Annotated in this window: 13 protein-coding genes; all 13 read right to left on the bottom strand. The window is 60.4% G+C overall.

Translation table 11 applies throughout. The annotated features are described in order from the left end of the window. Nucleotides 1-14: 14 nt before the first annotated feature. Nucleotides 15-482 carry a hypothetical protein gene (locus GCM43_RS14470; RefSeq protein WP_152245450.1) on the bottom strand — a complete coding sequence of 156 codons (468 nt, stop codon included), beginning with the start codon at nt 480-482 and terminating at the stop codon, nt 15-17. Continuing rightward, nucleotides 482-1,477 carry a tRNA dihydrouridine(20/20a) synthase DusA gene (gene dusA, locus GCM43_RS14465; protein ID WP_152245448.1) on the bottom strand — a complete coding sequence of 332 codons (996 nt, stop codon included), beginning with the start codon at nt 1,475-1,477 and terminating at the stop codon, nt 482-484. The genes GCM43_RS14470 and dusA overlap by 1 nt, the downstream gene beginning before the upstream one ends. A gap of 119 nt (nt 1,478-1,596) precedes the next feature. Continuing rightward, nucleotides 1,597-3,429: a translational GTPase TypA gene (gene typA, locus GCM43_RS14460; protein WP_152245446.1), complete on the bottom strand. Its 1,833-nt coding sequence runs from the start codon at nt 3,427-3,429 to the stop codon at nt 1,597-1,599. A gap of 332 nt (nt 3,430-3,761) precedes the next feature. Then, nucleotides 3,762-4,697, bottom strand: a complete 936-nt coding sequence (gene truB / locus GCM43_RS14455; protein ID WP_152245444.1) for a tRNA pseudouridine(55) synthase TruB — start codon at nt 4,695-4,697, stop codon at nt 3,762-3,764. A gap of 2 nt (nt 4,698-4,699) precedes the next feature. After that, entirely contained in the window at nt 4,700-5,122 is a 423-nt protein-coding gene (gene rbfA, locus GCM43_RS14450; protein ID WP_152245442.1) for a 30S ribosome-binding factor RbfA, read from the bottom strand. Nucleotides 5,123-5,231: 109 nt separating this feature from the next. Next, the gene (infB, locus tag GCM43_RS14445; RefSeq protein ID WP_152245440.1) at nt 5,232-8,105 is read right to left on the bottom strand and encodes a translation initiation factor IF-2; all 2,874 of its coding nucleotides are present in this window, start codon (nt 8,103-8,105) and stop codon (nt 5,232-5,234) included. A 47-nt stretch (nt 8,106-8,152) separates the two neighbouring features. Continuing rightward, nucleotides 8,153-9,718: a transcription termination factor NusA gene (gene nusA / locus GCM43_RS14440; protein WP_152245438.1), complete on the bottom strand. Its 1,566-nt coding sequence runs from the start codon at nt 9,716-9,718 to the stop codon at nt 8,153-8,155. Beyond that, entirely contained in the window at nt 9,715-10,203 is a 489-nt protein-coding gene (gene rimP / locus GCM43_RS14435; RefSeq protein ID WP_152245436.1) for a ribosome maturation factor RimP, read from the bottom strand. Before rimP ends, nusA begins: the two co-directional genes overlap by 4 nt. Nucleotides 10,204-10,519: 316 nt before the next feature. Next, a complete protein-coding gene (gene rluB / locus GCM43_RS14430; RefSeq protein WP_152245434.1) occupies nt 10,520-12,547 on the bottom strand; it encodes a 23S rRNA pseudouridine(2605) synthase RluB in 2,028 nt (675 codons plus the stop codon). Continuing rightward, nucleotides 12,540-13,355: an SMC-Scp complex subunit ScpB gene (gene scpB, locus GCM43_RS14425; RefSeq protein ID WP_152245432.1), complete on the bottom strand. Its 816-nt coding sequence runs from the start codon at nt 13,353-13,355 to the stop codon at nt 12,540-12,542. Before scpB ends, rluB begins: the two co-directional genes overlap by 8 nt. A 416-nt stretch (nt 13,356-13,771) precedes the next feature. Beyond that, complete coding sequence (locus GCM43_RS14420) at nt 13,772-14,788, bottom strand: glucokinase (RefSeq protein WP_152245430.1); 1,017 nt, start codon at nt 14,786-14,788, stop codon at nt 13,772-13,774. Between the two features lie 454 nt (nt 14,789-15,242). After that, complete coding sequence (locus GCM43_RS14415; RefSeq protein ID WP_152245428.1) at nt 15,243-16,211, bottom strand: VTT domain-containing protein; 969 nt, start codon at nt 16,209-16,211, stop codon at nt 15,243-15,245. 25 nt (nt 16,212-16,236) lie between these two features. After that, nucleotides 16,237-17,928 carry an ABC transporter ATP-binding protein gene (locus GCM43_RS14410; protein ID WP_152245426.1) on the bottom strand — a complete coding sequence of 564 codons (1,692 nt, stop codon included), beginning with the start codon at nt 17,926-17,928 and terminating at the stop codon, nt 16,237-16,239. Between the last annotated feature and the right edge of the window lie 6 nt (nt 17,929-17,934).

Genomic DNA, 17,934 nt, shown 5'->3' with positions numbered 1-17,934 from the left:
AAGTTGCGCGAAGATCAGCTATCCCAGCTGCATTGCAGGACATAGCTGTGGCCGGCTACGCCGAATACATAGACGCTCCAGATGGCGCCCAGTTGTGCGGCCAGATTGCGCTGGCCGTCGGAGACCAGTTGGCGCCACTCGGGTACGTCACCGAGCAGTTCAAGCAGCTGCTGCTCAAAACCGGCATACAGCCGCGCATCAAGCGGCGCCTGGTCGGCGATGGTCATCGGCCGCAAGCGCTCGAGCAACCATTGGCGCGGCGTGCAAGCGAGCCCATGGCAGGCCACCGCCGCCTGCGGCTGCAGCGACAGGTTGCCGGGCGGCACCTCAAGCGCGACACACAGTGCATCGAAAGCGTCAGCTGGCGCAACCGGCCCCAGGTAGAAGCAGCGCAGGGCGCTGCCATCGTCCTTCAACGCGCTGACGGCCTGCAGATAACCATCGAGCTGCAAGCTGACATCGTTGTGCGCGCTGCGTTCCATCAGACCGGCACGGAAAGGCGCGCGGCCGCTTCCAGCAGCAGGCGAGGGTCGCCCGAGGCGAGCTTTTTCGAGTCCGACAAGGTCTGACGGAAACCGCGTGCACCGGGCAGATTCTGCATCAGGCCCAGCATATGGCGCGTAATGCTGTTCAGCTTCAGGCGGCCGCCCTCTTTGGCCAGCTGTTCGGCGATGTACGGCATCATCGCTTCAAGCACCTGCTCGCGCGTCTTGGCCGGCGCCGTATCGCCGTAATAGCGCTGGTCGAACTGCGCCATCAGGAACGGGTTATGGTAGGCCTCGCGGCCCAGCATGACGCCATCGACATGCTGCAGGTGCAGATCGATTTCTTCAATCGTCTTGATGCCGCCATTGATCAGGATTTCAAACTGCGGAAACTCGCGCTTGAGGCGATACGCAAAATCGTATTTGAGCGGCGGCACTTCGCGGTTTTCCTTCGGGCTCAGGCCTTTCAGGATGGCATTGCGCGCATGCACGATAAACGTCGTGCAGCCGGCCTCGGCCACGGTGCCGACAAAGTCGCGCACAAAGTCATACGACTCGCTGTCATCGATGCCGATGCGGTGCTTGACGGTCACGTCGATCTCGACCACGTCGCGCATGGCCTTCACGCAGTCGGCTACCAACTGCGGCTCGGCCATCAGGCAGGCGCCAAACGCGCCCTTTTGCACGCGCTCGGACGGGCAGCCGCAATTGAGGTTGATCTCGTCATAGCCCCATTGCTGGCCCAGCTTGGCGCTGGTGGCCAGGTCCTTCGGATCGCTGCCGCCCAGTTGCAGCGCCACCGGATGCTCTTCCTCGTTGAAGCGCAGATGGCGCTCGACATCGCCATACACCAGCGCGCCGGTGGTCACCATTTCCGTGTACAGCCAGGTATGACGCGTAATTTCGCGGTGGAACTTGCGGCAATGGCGGTCGGTCCAGTCCATCATCGGGGCGACGGAAAGGCGGCGGGAAGGCAGGGAAGAAGAAGTCATGGTGTCGATCAAAAACAGGGCTGCAAATGACAAACCCGCTGCGCGCATCACCGGTTAGTGTCATGCGGCGCAGCGGGTTTGGAAGCAGCATGGCCAGGCGGCCATGCTTGCACTACATATTACGCGTCACGCGACGCTTTTTTACGCTCGTGCTCTTTCAGGAAGCGCTTGCGCAGACGGATCGATTTCGGGGTGATTTCCACCAGCTCGTCGTCCTCGATGAATTCGACCGCGTATTCCAGCGACATCTGAATTGGTGGTACCAGGCGCACTGCTTCGTCGGTACCCGACGAACGCACGTTGGTCAGCTGCTTGCCCTTGATCGGGTTGACGACCAGGTCGTTGTCACGCGAGTGGATACCGATGATCATGCCTTCGTACACTGGATCGTTGTGCGACACGAACATGCGGCCGCGGTCCTGCAGTTTCCAGATGGCGTAGGCAACAGCGGCGCCGTCGTCTTGCGAGATCAGCACGCCGTTACGACGGCCAGCCATTTCGCCACGGGTGTTGTCGACCGGTGCGTATTCATGGAATACGTGGCTCATCAGGCCGGTACCGCGGGTCAGGGTCATGAATTCGCCCTGGAAGCCGATCAGGCCACGTGCCGGGATCAGGTACTCGAGACGCACGCGGCCCTTGCCATCCGATTCCATGTTTTGCAGGTCGCCGCGACGACGGCCCAGTTCTTCCATCACGCCGCCCTGGTTGGCTTCTTCAACGTCAACCGACAGGTTTTCAAACGGCTCGTGGCGCACGCCATCAACCATTTTGAACACCACGCGTGGACGCGACACGGCCAGCTCGAAGCCTTCGCGACGCATGTTTTCAATCAGAATCGTCAGGTGCAACTCACCACGGCCCGACACTTCAAAGATCGTGTCGTCGTCGGTGGGCGCAACGCGCAGAGCCACGTTGGCTTTCAGTTCTTTTTCCAGACGGTCACGCAGTTGACGCGAGGTCACGAACTTGCCTTCGCGGCCAGCCAGTGGCGAGTTGTTGACCATGAAGTTCATGGTCAGGGTCGGCTCGTCGACGGTCAGCATCGGCAGCGCTTCTGGCGTGTCGACTGCGCACAGGGTCGAACCGATACCGATTTCATCGATACCGTTGATCAGGCAGATGTCGCCGGCAACAGCTTCGTCAACCAGCACGCGCTCGAGGCCCTTGAAGTTCAGCACCTGGTTGATGCGGCCCTTGATCGGGGTTGCGCCTGGGCCATTGATGACCAGCACGTCCTGACCAACCTTGACGGTACCGCGGTTGACGCGGCCAATGCCGATCTTGCCGACGTACGACGAGTAGTCGAGCGAGGTGATTTGCATCTGCAGCGGGCCTTCCGGATTGTCGTCACGTACAGGCACGTGTTCCAGGATGGCGTCGAACATCGGCTTCATGTCACCGCCGCGCACTTCTTCAGTCAGGCCGGCGTAGCCGTTCAGGCCCGAAGCGTAGACGATAGGGAAGTCCAGCTGTTCGTCGGTTGCGCCCAGTTTGTCGAACAGTTCGAACGTCTGGTTGATGGCCCAGTCCGGGCGTGCGCCTGGACGGTCGATCTTGTTGACGATCACGATCGGTTTCAGACCCAGGGCCAGCGCCTTGCGGGTCACGAAACGGGTTTGCGGCATCGGGCCTTCCTGGGCGTCGATCAGCAGCAATACCGAGTCAACCATCGACAGAACACGTTCCACTTCGCCGCCGAAGTCGGCGTGGCCTGGGGTATCGACGATATTGATGTGGGTGCCTTCGTACTCAACGGCGCAGTTCTTCGACAGAATCGTAATGCCGCGCTCCTTTTCGAGGTCGTTCGAGTCCATCACACGGGTGTCGACCGCTTGGTTTTCACGGAAGGTGCCGGACTGGCGCAGCAGTTGATCCACCAGGGTAGTTTTACCGTGGTCAACGTGAGCGATAATGGCGATATTGCGAATTGCGCGTTTTGTAGTAGACATGGTCGTTATATTTGCTGAAAAACTGCAGAGTTCGTACGGGCTGTACGGTGCGTTTCGGTACTGGCTGAAACTGGAACCGCGTAGTATAGCATGTTGCGTTGCAAGGCTATCTAAAAATGCTGGCGGGCTCGATGTCTCAGGATGGGATTTCTTAAAAATGCAACAGGGCGTAGGTCGGATTAGGCGCGCAGCGCCGTAATCCGACAACACCGAGGACGCTAACAATATTGTCGGATGGCCGCAGGCCGTAATCCGACAACACCGCGAACGCCAACAATGTTGTCGGATTACGCGGGGCTTTGCCCCGCTAATCCGACCTACGCGCCATTGCGTTACGGGTTGGCGGTGGCAATCAACCGCTCAGGCGCCAGGATGCTGTATTGCTGCAGCTGGCCGGTGCCCAGCAGCTTGTCGCCGTGGTACACGCGCACCCTGCCCGGCTCGGCTGGCACGGCGACGTCTTCCTTGCCCAGCGCCAGGCGCTGGCCTTGCAGGAAGCGCTTGGCCAGCTCGTCCGTCAGTGCAACGGCAGGAAAGCTCGACAGCAAGGCATCGACCGGCGCCAGCGTGGAGAGCGGCGTTTCGTGCGCACCCAGCTCGTCGAGCGTGACCACGCCGGCCAGCGTCAGATCGCCAACCTGCGTGCGGCGCAAGGCGTTCAGGTGCGCGCCGCAACCGAGCGCGGCGCCAATGTCTTCACCGAGCACGCGGATATACGTGCCCTTGCTGCACATCACCGACAGCTTGAGGAACGGCGCTTCATAGCCGAGGAACTCGAGCTTGTGGATCGTCACCGGACGTGCTTCGCGCTCAAGCGTAATGCCTTCGCGCGCATATTCATACAGCGGCTTGCCGTCGCGCTTCAAGGCCGAATACATCGGTGGCGTCTGCATGATGGGGCCGCGGAACTGCGCCAGCACCGCCTCGATCTGCTCCACCGTCACATTGACTTCGCGCGTGGCCAGCACGGCGCCTTCGGTGTCGCCGGTGTCGGTAGTCACGCCCAGGTGCACCAACGTTTCATAGGTCTTGTCGGCTTCAAGCAAGTCCTGCGAAAACTTGGTGGCCTCGCCAAAGCACAGCGGCAGCAGGCCGGTGGCAAACGGGTCGAGCGTGCCGGTGTGGCCGGCTTTTTTGGCGTTCAGGATGCGCTTGACCTTGATCAGCGCGTCATTGCTGGACCAGCCAACCGGCTTGTCGAGCAACAGTACGCCGTCGACCAGGTCGCGCACCCGCTTGACGCCGGGTGGTCGTTTCGGGCCGGCCACGCTTATTGCTCGTCCGGCTTGTTTTCCTGCGGCTCGTCCGGTTCGGCGTCGGCGGCGCGCGTGGCGTTGGCCTTGTCGATCAGCAGCGACATTTCCATGCCGCGCGAGGTCGAGCTGTCGTGCACGAAGTGCAGCTGCGGCAGCGTGTGGATATGCAGTCGCTTGCCCAGCAGGCCGCGGATAAAGCCGGCGGCCGCCATCAGGCCTTCGGTGGTGTTCTTGATCGCTTCCTTGCTGTCTTTCAGGGTCGTGAAAAACACCTTGGCGTGCGCGTAATCGGGCGTGATCTGCACTTCGGTCACGGTAATCATGGTGCCCACGCGTGGGTCCTTGAGTTCGTAGGCGATGATTTCGGCCAGGTCGCGCTGGATCTGGTCTGCCACGCGCAAGCCGCGCGCCGGCATGGTTTTGCTATGTTTAGCCATTTCTGCTGTCCTAAGTGACGCAGGGCGCATGAGTCAAACGGTTGCCCGCCGACCAATGCGCCCCACGTGTTGCGCGGACATCGACATGTCCGCGCGCTTGCTTCTGTGATTACAGGCTACGAGCGATTTCCTGGACTTCGAACACTTCCAGTGTATCGCCAACCTGAATCTCGTTGTAGTTCTTCAGCGACAGACCGCACTCCAGGCCGGCACGGACTTCTTTCGCATCGTCCTTGAAACGTTTCAGGGAGTCGATCTCGCCGCTCCAGACCACGATGTTGTTGCGCAACAGGCGGACAGACGAAGCACGCTTGACCACGCCATCGGTGACCAGGCAACCGGCAATCGCGCCCACTTTCGAGACCAGGATAACCTGGCGGATCTCGACCTGGCCGATGACCGTTTCGCGTTTCTCTGGTGCCAACATGCCCGACAACGCCGATTTGATCTCGTCGATCGCATCGTAAATGATGTTGTAGTAGCGAATGTCGACGCCGTTCGATTCGGCCAGCTTGCGCGCCTGTGCATCGGCACGGGCGTTAAAGCCGATAATGACTGCCTTCGAAGCGACTGCCAGATTGACGTCCGACTCGGTGATGCCACCGACTGCGGCGTGCACGACTTGAACGCGCACTTCCGAGGTCGACAGTTTCTGCAGCGAGCCAACCAGCGCTTCCTGCGAACCTTGTACGTCGGTCTTGATGATCAACGGCAGGTTTTTCACTTCGCCTTCGGCCATCTGGTCGAACATGTTTTCCAGCTTGGCAGCTTGCTGCTTGGCCAGTTTCACGTCGCGGAACTTACCTTGACGGAACAGACCAATTTCACGCGCCTTGCGCTCGTCAGCCATCACAACGACTTCTTCACCAGCGACCGGCACTTCCGTCAGACCCTGGATTTCGACCGGGATCGATGGACCAGCTTCGGCGATCGGCTTGCCGTTTTCATCCAGCATGGCGCGTACACGGCCATACGAGGAGCCTGCCAGAATCACGTCGCCGCGTTTCAGGGTACCGGACTGCACCAGGATCGTTGCCACAGGACCACGACCTTTGTCCAGACGCGCTTCAACTACCAGGCCACGGGCCGGTGCATCGACAGCAGCGGTCAGTTCCAGCACCTCGGCTTGCAGCAAGACTTGCTCGAGCAGGTCATCGATGCCCTGGCCGGTTTTCGCCGACACTGGCACGAATGGCGACTCGCCACCGTATTCTTCCGGCACGACTTGCTCGGCCACCAGTTCCTGCGTGACGCGGTCCACGTTGCCACCCGGTTTGTCGATCTTGTTGATCGCCACCACCAGTGGTACGCCGGCAGCTTTTGCGTGAGCAATCGCTTCCTTAGTTTGCGGCATCACGCCGTCGTCGGCAGCAACGACCAGAATCACGATGTCGGTTGCCTTGGCACCGCGGGCACGCATAGCGGTAAACGCTTCGTGGCCTGGCGTATCGAGGAAGGTGATCATGCCGCGTGGCGTATCGACGTGGTATGCACCGATATGCTGCGTAATGCCACCAGCTTCGCCGGATGCAACCTTGGCGCGGCGGATGTAGTCGAGCAGCGAGGTTTTACCATGGTCGACGTGACCCATGACGGTGACCACCGGTGCGCGCGGCTTGCTTTCGAAGTGCGCGTGTTCGCCCACATCGGCCAGCAGTGCTTCCGGATCGTCCTGCTCGGCAGCAAACGCCTTGTGACCCATTTCCTCGACCAGAATCATGGCCGTTTCCTGGTCCAGCACCTGGTTGATGGTGCACATCTGGCCCAGTTTCATCAGATGCTTGATGACCTCGGAAGCCTTGACGGACATTTTGTGCGCCAGTTCGGCCACCGTGATGGTTTCCGGTACGTGCACATCCTTGACCACCGCTTCGGTCGGTGCCTGGAAGTTCGATTCGCGTTCTTCGTGATGCGACGGACGGCGGCCTTTGCCACCACCACGCCAGCTGTCACGGCCGGTCGAACCCGTGTTGCCACGTGGTTTAGGACCACCGGTCGTGCCGCGTTTTTTCGCGTCATCGGACCAGGTCGACGAGACATTGGCCGACTTGATCGACTTCTTGTCAGCCGTTGCGGCCGGCTTCTTGTCGCCCGGCTTGTCGCCTGGCTTCTTGTCGGCTGGCTTGTGCAACGTGCCTTCCGGTGCTTTTGGCTTGACTGGCACTGGCGCAGGTTCAGGCGCCTTGATGGCGCGACGTGGCGCGTTCATCATGGCCTTGATCTGGGCCACTTCGTCAGCCACGGCTTTACGGGCGCGTTCGGTCGCTTCGGCTTTTTCAGCCGCTTCCTTGGCAGCCTGTGCAGCAGCAGCGGCTTTTTTCTTGGCTTCTTCGGCAGCAGCGGCTTTTTTAGCTTCGGCAGCAGCATCGTCGACTACCGGTGCAGCGGCAGCAGCAGCCGCGACAGCAGGCGCAGCAGCGGCCTTGGCGGCAGCTTTCTTCGCTTCGGCTTCGGCTTCTTTCTTCGCGTTCAGTTCAGCCTGTTGCGTGGCTTTCGCCTGAGCTTCTTTTTCAGCGTCGAGCTTGGCCAGGCGTTCCTGCTTTTCACGCAGGTCAGCTTCCTGGCGGGCGATCAGTTCAGCCTGTTTGCGGGCTTCTTCTTCACGACGCGCCACTTCGGCAGGATCGATCACCGGCGCTGCAGGTGCAACCGGTTCAGGCGCAACTGCTGGCGCCGCTTCGTCGCGCTGGACGAAGGTGCGTTTCTTGCGCACTTCCACCTGGATGGTGCGCGACTTGCCGCTCGAGTCGGCTTGCTTGATTTCAGTCGTTTCCTTGCGGGTCACGGTGATTTTCTTCTTTTCAGTATCTGCCGCTGCGCCGTGGGTACGGCGCAGGTGATCCAACAGCTTGTCCTTATCATCTTTCGACAATGGATCTGACGTCGAACTTTTCTCGACGCCGGCAGAACGCAGCTGCGTCAGCAGCAAATCTGCAGGCATCTTCAGTTCGGTGGCAAATTGGGCTACGTTGTTACTCGCCATTCAGTCCTCTTTTCTTTGTGTCGCGACAGATGATAAAGATACTCAAATTAAGCCTTTGCGGATTCAGCCAGACTCCATGCCTTGGCTTGCAGCGCCTTGGCACGATCGTCATATTTCGAGTCAACCAACTTCATCTCATCGTCGGTCACATCTTCAAATTCACTTGTAATCAGTTCACGCGCACGGTCCGCAGACAAGGCCAGGATTGCGCCAAATTCGTCGTATGCCAGTGCTGCAAATGCTTCAACAGTCTTGATACCAGCCAGACCCAGCTTGCCTGCGGTGATGCGGTCCATGCCTTCCAGACCCACCAGGGCTTCGTCCATGCCTTCCAGACCCTCTTCCGAAGCGATTGCTTCGGTAACGAGCGCATCACGCGCACGGGTACGGAGTTCATTGACGGTATCTTCGTCAAACGATTCGATTTCCAGCATTTCGGAGATCGGCACGTAGGCGATTTCTTCCAGACTGGCGAAACCTTCTTCCACCAGAATGTCTGCAACTTCTTGGTCAACATCAAGCTTTTCCATGAACAGGATGCGCACAGCAGCCGTTTCCTGGGCAGCTTTGTCAGCCGATTCTTCGGCCGTCATGATGTTGATCTTCCAGCCGGTCAGGTCGGCGGCCAGGCGCACGTTCTGGCCCGAACGACCGATGGCGATGGCCAGGTTCTCTTCGTCGACCACCACGTCCATGGCATGCTTTTCTTCATCGACCACGATCGACGACACGTTGGCCGGCGCCAGGGCGCCGATCACGAACTGCGCCGGATCTTCCGACCACAATACGATGTCGACGCGCTCGCCGCCGAGTTCGCCGGTCACGGCCTGCACGCGCGAACCGCGCATGCCGACGCAGGTACCGATCGGATCAATGCGCTTGTCAGCCGTATAGACGGCGATTTTTGCGCGCACGCCAGCGTCACGCGCTGCCGATTTGATTTCCAGCATGCCTTGTTCGATTTCCGGCACTTCCAGTTCGAACAGCTTGGCGATAAAGTCCGGCGCGGTGCGCGACAAAATCACCTGCGGGCCACGCATATTGCGGTCCACGCGCAGGATGAAAGCACGTACGCGGTCGCCGATACGCAGGTTTTCTTTCGGAATCATCTGGTCGCGCGGCAGGCGCGCTTCGATCTTGCCCGATTCAACGATCGCGTCGCCGCGTTCCATGCGCTTGATGGTACCGGTCACGAGCGAGTCGCCACGTTCCAGGAAGTCGGCCAGGATCTGTTCGCGCTCGGCATCGCGCACGCGCTGCAGCACCACTTGTTTGGTGTCTTGCGCAAAGCGGCGGCCAAATTCCACGGACTCGATCGGCTCTTCGATATGGTCGTCCACCTCGATGTCGGCGATCTGCTCTTTTGCCTCGAAATGCAGGATTTCCTGGTCAGGCAGTTGCAGACCCGCTTCGTCAGGCACAACGTGCCAGCGGCGGAAAGATTCGAACTCACCCGACTCGCGGTCGATCGAAACGCGAATGTCGACTTCACCCTCGTAGCGTTTCTTCGTGGCTTGCGCCAACGCGAATTCAAGTGCGCCGAAAACGACATCCTTATCGACGTTTTTTTCGCGCGCCAGCGCGTCAACCAATAATAAAACTTCGCGACTCATGCTTTGCGTCCCTTAAAAACCACCTGCGGCACCAAACGTGCCTTATCCACGTCGGCGAGCGTAAATTCCAACATCGCCGGACCATCCTTACCTTCAAATTCCAACGACAAATTCTCGCCCACGGGTTCTTGCAAGATCCCCTGGAACGATTTCCGGTTGTTCGTACCCGGCATCGCCACGCGCAGCTTGACGATGGCTTCCTGGCCCGCAAAGCGGCCAAAATCTTCCAGCTTGCGCACCGGCCGATCGAGGCCAGGGGAAGAAATTTCAAGACGTTCGTAAGGAACGTTCTCGACCGTCAACACATGCGATAACTGGTGACTGACTGTTGCGCAGTCCTCTACCGTGATCGGACCTTTTTCAGCGGCATCGGCGGCGCTGAAATCAATAAAGACGCGCAGCAGCCCGCGCTCGGCACGTTCAACATCAACGAGCTCGTAGCCCAGACCGGTCACTGTCTTTTCAATCAATTCCAACTGCTGCAAGAAATTCTCCAGAAAAAGGCGGGTTTGCGCTTGAAAACAGGCAAAAACCGCTGCACGGCTTGCATATGGCGCCTTTTTGCGCCCTTACAAACGATTCAACAAAAAAAAAATGGGCATCTGCCCACCTTCTTGTACTACAGCCAGATGCTGCTCTCCTGCCAAACTGCTGTGCGGAGAACTTTTATCAGGCTGCAGATTATAACCTCTTATTAACTTCGCTGCAATCGCACATAACACGGGAACGCTGTACTTTACAACAGTTACACGCGTAACACTCTGCACATGAACAACGTGCAGAGCGTGTCAGCGCGGCTGTTTAGCGATTGCCACCGCTGCGGCGGCGCGGCGCACCCTGGTCCATGCCGCCACGCGGCTGACCGCCGGAACGCACCTGACCAGCACCGCCACCGCCGCTGCGACGCGGCGATGGCGAAGCAAAACCGAAGGTCGTTTGCAGCGGATCAGGCTGGCGCGGACCACTCTGACGGCCACGACCTTCGCCAGCGCCGCCACTGCGACCCTGGCCCTGCCCCTGACCGCCGCCATTGCCACGCGGCGCACCCTGGAAGGGACCTTGCGGCTGGCCACGACCCGGGCCGCGCGCGTCGCCTGGACGGCCGCTGCCGCCCGGACGACCCTGCCCTTGCGCACGGCCGAACTGGCCCTGTCCCTGCGGCTGGCCACGGCGCGGTGCGACCGGGAACGGATCGGCATTGCGGTTGCTGACATCGAGACGGTTGCCGTTCGGCTCGTCATCGCGCTCGCTCTTGCGTGCCTTGCCGCCAGCGGCACGGCCGTCATTCGAGGCCGGCGCTTTCTTTTCCACGCCATAGGCGGTCAGCAGTTCGCGCACGGTGTTTTCATCCATCTCTTCCCAACGGCCGCGCTTCAAGCCACTAGGCAGCATCATGGCGCCGTAGCGGGTACGGATCAGGCGCGACACGGTCAGGCCGATCGCCTCGAACATGCGGCGCACTTCGCGATTGCGGCCTTCGCCGATCACCACGCGGTACCACTTGTTGATGCCCTCGCCGCCGCCATCGGCGATCTTCGAGAACTGCGCCATGCCGTCTTCGAGTTCGACGCCAGCCAGCAGTTTCTGGCGCATGCCTTCTTCGAGCTCGCCCAGCGTACGCACGGCGTATTCGCGGTCGATGTTGTAGCGCGGGTGCATCAGACGGTTGGCCAGGTCACCGGAGGTGGTAAACAGCAGCAGGCCTTCGGTGTTGAAGTCCAGGCGGCCGACGGCCACCCATTTGCCGGCCTTCATGGTAGGCAGGCGGTCAAATACCGATGGACGGCCGTCCGGATCGCTCTGGCTGACGATCTCGCCGGCCGGCTTGTGGTACACCAGCACGCGCGGCGGCTTCTTGCTCACGCGGCGCTGGATCAGCTTGCCGTTGATACGCACATGGTCGGTCGGCAGGATGCGCTGGCCGATATGGGCCGGCTCGCCGTTGACCGACACGCGGCCCGAAATGATCAGGTCTTCCATGTCGCGGCGCGAACCGAGACCGGCTTCGGCCAGCACTTTGTGCAGTTTTGGCGCATCGTCGTCGGAGGTCAGGTCGCGGCGCACGGCAGCTTTTTGCGGGCGGCCATTGCCACCGTCTTCGCTGTCAAACGCATCGGAGGTCACGAACGAGAAGATCGCATCGGCTTCGTTGAGCTTGCCTGGCGCTGCCTGGCGGCCCTTGCCTTTTTTGCGGCTCTTGCCGGCATTCTTGCCGGCGCCCGGCACATCGTTGCGCTGGCGCGGCTGGCGCGGTACGCCATTGCCGTCGGCTTCCGCGACCGGTGCGGCGTCTGCCGATGGGACTGGCGCTGCAGCTACGACAGCAACAGCAGCAGCGGCGGCGGCCTCTTCGGCGTCGCGGCGCGGTTGCTGGCGTAGCGCGCGCTCGGCCTGCACGCCGCGCATCTGGCGCGGACCACGGGCAGGACGCGCTGGCGCAGCGGCAACTTCAGCCGCTTCTGGCGATGCTTCGACCACAACTGCAGCGGCCTTGGCGGCGGCACGGGCGCGTGGCGGACGCGGCGCCGGAACGGCCGGTGCAGCCACCTCGGCTGCAGCAGCGGCAGCTGCTTCGCCCAGGGCCTTGGCCACTGGCTTGGCGCGTGCTTTCTTGACGACGGCTGGCGCCTCACTATCTGCAACGGTAGTAGCAGCAGGCGTGGCGGCATCAGCTTTGGTACGGCGCTTCGGCTTGGCCGCTACCGGCTCGCCAGCAGCAGCGTGCGCTGCCGCATCAGCTTCGATCTGGGCCTTGGTGCGGCGCTTGGGCTTGGCAACCACGGTATCGTCGCTGGCGGTTGCTGTCTCAGGGGTATTCGGATTATTCATTCTTCATTTCTTGGCTGGGCTGACCTGGCGCAGCGTCAACCGTTGGTTCTGGCGCAGGGTCGTGAGGGTCGTCAATATGGGCTTCGTCCGTAGGCGAAACATCGGGGCCGGCATCAGGGCTTGCTGTTACTGTTGTCACTGCGGTTACTTCGGTCACAGTCGGATTGCTGCCTGCACCAGGCTGGGGTGCAACTTCATTGCTTGCTTTGTCAAAATTTTCTTGCAGGGCCGCTTCCAGCGCTTCCAGGCCGTTGCCCTGCATGTCGCTGATTTGCTGCAAAGGCGGCAGCTGGGACAGCGCATTCAATCCCAGGTCATCGAGAAACTGACGGGTTGTGCCCAGCAACGCCGGGCGCCCCACCACATCGCGGTAGCCGATCACATCGATCCAGCCACGGTCCTCCAGCATCTTGATCGTCTGCGAATTGACGGCAACACCGCGAATCTCCTCGATATCGCCGCGCGTGACGGGCTGGCGGTAGGCGATGATGGCCAGCGTTTCCAGCGTTGCCCTGGAATATTTGGGCGGGCGCTCGGGCGTCAGGCGATCAAGATACACCTTCATTTCCGGGCGACTTTGAAAGCGCCAACCCGATGCCAGGCTGACTACTTCAATGCCGCGCCCTTGCCACTCCTGGCGCAACTCTTCGAGCAACTGCTTGATGGTGTCGGCGCCGACACCGACTCCACGGCCACGACCGCTCTCGTCGGCGTCGACAAACAGCTTTTTCAGGCTGTGGATCGTCAGCGACTCACGCGCACACAGCAATGCTGTTTCGAGGACTCTCTTTGCCTCAATTGTGTTCATGGCAATTGTGTACGGATGTGTGTTGCAATTCGTTTGCAGAGAAAGAAATCAAAAGTTCATTTCAACGTAACAGATGGCCGGCATCGCTGGCGATGACTGACTGGTTACAAGTTGAGGCTGTTGTTCCGAGGCTCTGGCTGATGCGCACAAAGCGGGAGTCTTGCAGATGCAGTGAAAGTCCTGCCATCCATGGTGCTGGCCTGCGCCGGCTTTAAATGACCAGCATGCTAATAAACCAGCATTGAAACGATCTGCCTGGCGGTGCTTACCGCTCGCGGCGCATCACGCTCGGCGCAGCCGCTCATGATCATCGTTTCATCCAACGTGTTCCATTGTACCTGATAAAAGCCGGAAAAGCGTAAAACCGGGCAAAACAGCGTTTGCCCGGCTTGCCAGTGGCGTCAGTGCGCGACAGCTCAGGCCGCAGCCAGGCGCTCGCTGAGAATGGCCGAGGTGCCGAGGAAGGCAGGATACTTGGCCGTGATGACGTAAGTGGGTACTTGCGCAATATAGCTGGCAAAGCGACCCTTGGCTTCGAAGCGGGCGCGGAAACCCGATTGATCGAAGCGTGCGCCCAGGCGCGGCACGATACCACCGCCAATATAAATACCGCCCAGGGCGCCCAGCGTCAGCGCCACATTGGCCGCCACTGTGCCGAGCATGCAGCAGAACGCTTCGATGGCGTCATCGCACAGCTGCGACTCGCCAGCGAGCGCGCGGCGGGTGATTTCGGCGGCCGGCAGCGCGTCGTCCTGGCCGGCGCGGTTGGCCAGCGCGCGGTAGATCAGCTCGAGGCCGTCGCCGGAAATCAGGCGCTCGGCCGAAACATGCTCGAATTCACGCCAGGCAAATTGCAGGATTTCCACTTCCAGCTGGTTGAACGGTGCAAAATTGACATGGCCGCCTTCGCTTTGCAGCGCGATCCAGCTGCCATGCGACGGGATCAGTCCCGATACGCCCAGGCCGGTGCCGGCGCCGATCAGGCCGATGGCCGTTTCCGCACGGGCCGTACCTGAACCGACCTGGCGCTTTTCTTCTGGCGACAGCATCGGCACGGCGCGCGCCAGCGCGGTAAAGTCGTTGACCACATCCATGACGGAAAAGCCGCACTCCTCGCGCATGGCGCTGATCGAGAACGACCAGTGATGGTTGGTCATGCTGAGGTAGTCGCCGGCGACCGGATTGGCAATGGCGATCATGGCGTTGCGCACCGACTGGCCGCCAGCAGCGGCCACAGCAGGCAGCGCCAGATAGGCTTGCAGCGCGGCGGCCAGGCTCGGATAGTCGGCGCAAGGCAGCACCTCTACCTGGGTGATTTCACCGGGCGCCGTCTCCAGGGCAAACCGGGCATTGGTGCCACCCACGTCGGCCAGCAAACGCGGACCATCAGGATAGGTGGAAACAGACTCTGCAGATGATGACATGGCGCTCATAGTTTTAAGTGTAAGTGGGAGGCATGGGACGCCAAGCTTAAAGGAAAAACGCGTAACGAGGCAAGCAAAGTTTGTAGTTTAAGTACAGAGAAAGCAGGCTTTATTGGTAGTTCCACTCCAAGCACGGTTTTTATGGCACGCAGCATTTGCAGCATAAAATTAAGTAAGTGCCTGCTATCGCGCTATGCAAACAGTGATTGCTGCGTCGCAGCAAAAGCCGACCAGATGCAAGCTGATGCCGGATTTTGCACGATTCCCCACAAATCTCACGGCATCGACTGTTTTTTGTATTTTTACTACAACCGCTGGCACGCAAACGCAGCAAACGCAGGGTCAGTTCCGCCATTTGGACACAGGCTGGGCTGTGGCAGCCGCACCATTGGTATCGAGGCACAGCATCAGCACGATACAGACGAGGTCGTGTCCGTTTGGCGGAACTGACCCCGCTTGGGGGTTATGGCGCTGGCGCGAGTTCGGTGGCGAGGCCGTCTTCGGGGGCGGGCTTGTCGGAGCGGTAGACGGCGTTCCAGGCGTCGAGACCGCCATGCAGCGGCTTGGCGCGGTGGAAACCGTGCTGGTGCAAGAGCTTGGCGACCTGGGCGGCCGTCACATCATTGGGGCAACTGCAGTAGACAATGATATGGCGATCCTTGTCCAGGCCGATCAGGGCCGAGATCGGCTCCTTGCCGTTATAGAACAGCGCGCCGGGTACAGCCGGCTCGAGCGCCTGGGCAGTGGCGCTGCGCGCATCGATCAGTTGCGGCTCGTGGCCCTGCTCGATCAGTTCGAGCAGTTCATGGATGCCGATGCGCTCGATCTGCAGCGCCTCGCGAAAGCGCCGGCGCTCAAGGAATTTGTACAGCAGGAACATGGCCAGCAAGGTGGCCAGGATCAGCAACGCGGTACTGCCCATGGTGCTCAGCAGATCAAGCACCTGCTGCACGCTGTGGTGGAAAATCACGCCGACCATGACGCCGGTGCCACACCACAGCAGGCCGCCCAGGCCGGCATACAGGAAGAAACGCGGCGCCGGCGTGCCCATCGCGCCTGACATCGGCGCGGCAATGGTGTTAAAACCAGGTACGAATTTGGAGACGATCAGCGCTTTCGGGCCCCAGCGCTTGAACTTGTCTTCGGTCTGGCTGACGCAGTAATCGGGCGACAGGGAAATGCGGCACAACAGGCGCAAAATGCGCTTGCCGAAGTGGCGACCTGCCCTGAACCAGGTCAGATCGCTGATCAGGCAGGCGCCCAGCGCGGCAATCAATACCAGCGCCAGGTTCAGGTCGCCATCGACCACCAGCGCGCCGGCCACCACCAGGATCGGAAAGGCGGGAATCGGCAGGCCGAGCTGCTCCACCAGGACGATCCCAAAGACAATCAGGATACCGTAGTGTTCGAGCAGGAAGATAAGGTTGGGCATGGCGCTATCTTACCGCAAAGCGTACTCAGTTTTGCACTCCCTTCGGTATGGCACTAAGCAAAGTACGGGTATAGGGATGGACCGGATTGCGGTACAGCTCGTCTGAATCAGCCATCTCCACCACCTGTCCCTTGTGCATCACCATCACCTGGTCGGCGATGTATTTCACCACCGACAGGTCGTGCGAGATAAAGATATACGACAGGCCAAACTCGTCCTGCAGGTCCTGCAGCAGGTTCAGTACCTGCGCCTGCACCGACACGTCGAGCGCCGAGACCGATTCATCGCACACCAGGATTTCCGGCTGCATGGTCAGGCAGCGCGCAATGGCGATGCGCTGGCGCTGGCCGCCGGAAAATTCATGCGGATAGCGGTGAAACGCATGTTCGGGCAGGCCGACCTTGTCGAGCAGCCAGTAGGCCTTGGCAATCCTCTCCTTGTCATTGGCGCCGATGCTGTGGATGCGCATCGGTTCAAGCAGGATCTGGCCCACCGTAAAGCGCGGATTGAGCGAGGCATAAGGGTTCTGGAAAATGATCTGGATACGGCGCTTGTAGGGCAGGTATTCCTTGGCCGGCATGCTGATCAGATCCTTGCCGTGGAACAGCGCGGTGCCGCCGGTGGCCTGATGCAGGCGCAGCAGCGTCAGGCCCACCGTTGTCTTGCCGGAACCCGATTCGCCCACCACGCCCAGCGTCTTGCCACGCGGCAAGGTGAACGACACATCCTTGACGGCCTGGAACTCGCGCTTGCCAAACAACCCTTCGCGGAAGTAAAAACTCTTGCTCAGGTTATTGACCACCAGCACCGGTTCATCCTCGGGCAAATAACCGCGCGTGCGTTGTTTTGTTACCACACCAGGGCCGGCTTTGCCGTCCATATAGTCGGCAATCACCGGCAGACGCCATGGCCGTTCGTCCAGCGACGGGCGGCAATGCAGCAAAGCCTGGGTGTAAGTATCCTTGGGCGCATCAAACACCTGGCGCACCGGCCCGGTCTCACGCACTTCGCCGTGGCGCATCACGATCACATGGTCGGCAATCTCGCCCACCAGACCCAGGTCATGGGTAATGAACAGCACCGACATCTGGTGTTTCTTTTGCAGCGCAGCGATCAGGTCCATGATCTGCTTCTGGATCGTGACGTCGAGTGCAGTGGTCGGCTCGTCGGCGATCAGCAGTTTAGGCTCGCAGGCAATCGCCATGGCAATCATCACGCGCTGCTGCTGGCCGCCCGACATCTGGCTCGGGTAGGCGTCGATCTTGCTGGCCGGATCGGGAATGCCGACTTCATCGAGCAGCGCCAGCGTGCGTGCCCGTGCCTGCTTGCGGTTCATGCCCATATGCTGGCGCAGCACTTCGGCAATCTGAAAACCCACCGTAAACACCGGATTGAGCGACGACATTGGCTCCTGGAAAATCATCGAGATATCCTTGCCGCACATCTCGCGCCGCTCGGCCACCGACAGTTTCAGCAGGTTGCGTCCGCCAAACATGATGGACGAGGCCGGATCGATAATGGTGTTGTCCGGCGGCAGCAGGCCCATCACGCCCAGCGAGCTGACCGATTTGCCGCTGCCCGATTCGCCCACCAGCGCCACGGTGCTGTTGCGCGGCACGTCAAAGGAAATGCCCTTGACGGCCTCGAAGGTAGTTTTCTTGTCAATACGGAAGGTCACGCGCAGGTCGCGCACTTCCAGCAGATTATTCTGGTCCATGGGCTT

The sequence above is a fragment of the Janthinobacterium aquaticum genome, from assembly GCF_009208565.1.
Taxonomy (GTDB): domain Bacteria; phylum Pseudomonadota; class Gammaproteobacteria; order Burkholderiales; family Burkholderiaceae_D; genus Janthinobacterium.
This window is presented reverse-complemented; position numbering and strand designations above follow the sequence as displayed.

Coding starts and splice junctions, on each gene's coding strand:
- GCM43_RS14470 (WP_152245450.1), bottom strand. CDS start 482: ATGGAACGCAGCGCGCACAACGATGTCAGCTTGCAGCTCGATGGTTAT.
- dusA (WP_152245448.1), bottom strand. CDS start 1,477: ATGACTTCTTCTTCCCTGCCTTCCCGCCGCCTTTCCGTCGCCCCGATG.
- typA (WP_152245446.1), bottom strand. CDS start 3,429: ATGTCTACTACAAAACGCGCAATTCGCAATATCGCCATTATCGCTCAC.
- rbfA (WP_152245442.1), bottom strand. CDS start 5,122: ATGGCTAAACATAGCAAAACCATGCCGGCGCGCGGCTTGCGCGTGGCA.
- infB (WP_152245440.1), bottom strand. CDS start 8,105: ATGGCGAGTAACAACGTAGCCCAATTTGCCACCGAACTGAAGATGCCT.
- nusA (WP_152245438.1), bottom strand. CDS start 9,718: ATGAGTCGCGAAGTTTTATTATTGGTTGACGCGCTGGCGCGCGAAAAA.
- rluB (WP_152245434.1), bottom strand. CDS start 12,547: ATGAATAATCCGAATACCCCTGAGACAGCAACCGCCAGCGACGATACC.
- scpB (WP_152245432.1), bottom strand. CDS start 13,355: ATGAACACAATTGAGGCAAAGAGAGTCCTCGAAACAGCATTGCTGTGT.
- GCM43_RS14420 (WP_152245430.1), bottom strand. CDS start 14,788: ATGAGCGCCATGTCATCATCTGCAGAGTCTGTTTCCACCTATCCTGAT.
- GCM43_RS14415 (WP_152245428.1), bottom strand. CDS start 16,211: ATGCCCAACCTTATCTTCCTGCTCGAACACTACGGTATCCTGATTGTC.
- GCM43_RS14410 (WP_152245426.1), bottom strand. CDS start 17,928: ATGGACCAGAATAATCTGCTGGAAGTGCGCGACCTGCGCGTGACCTTC.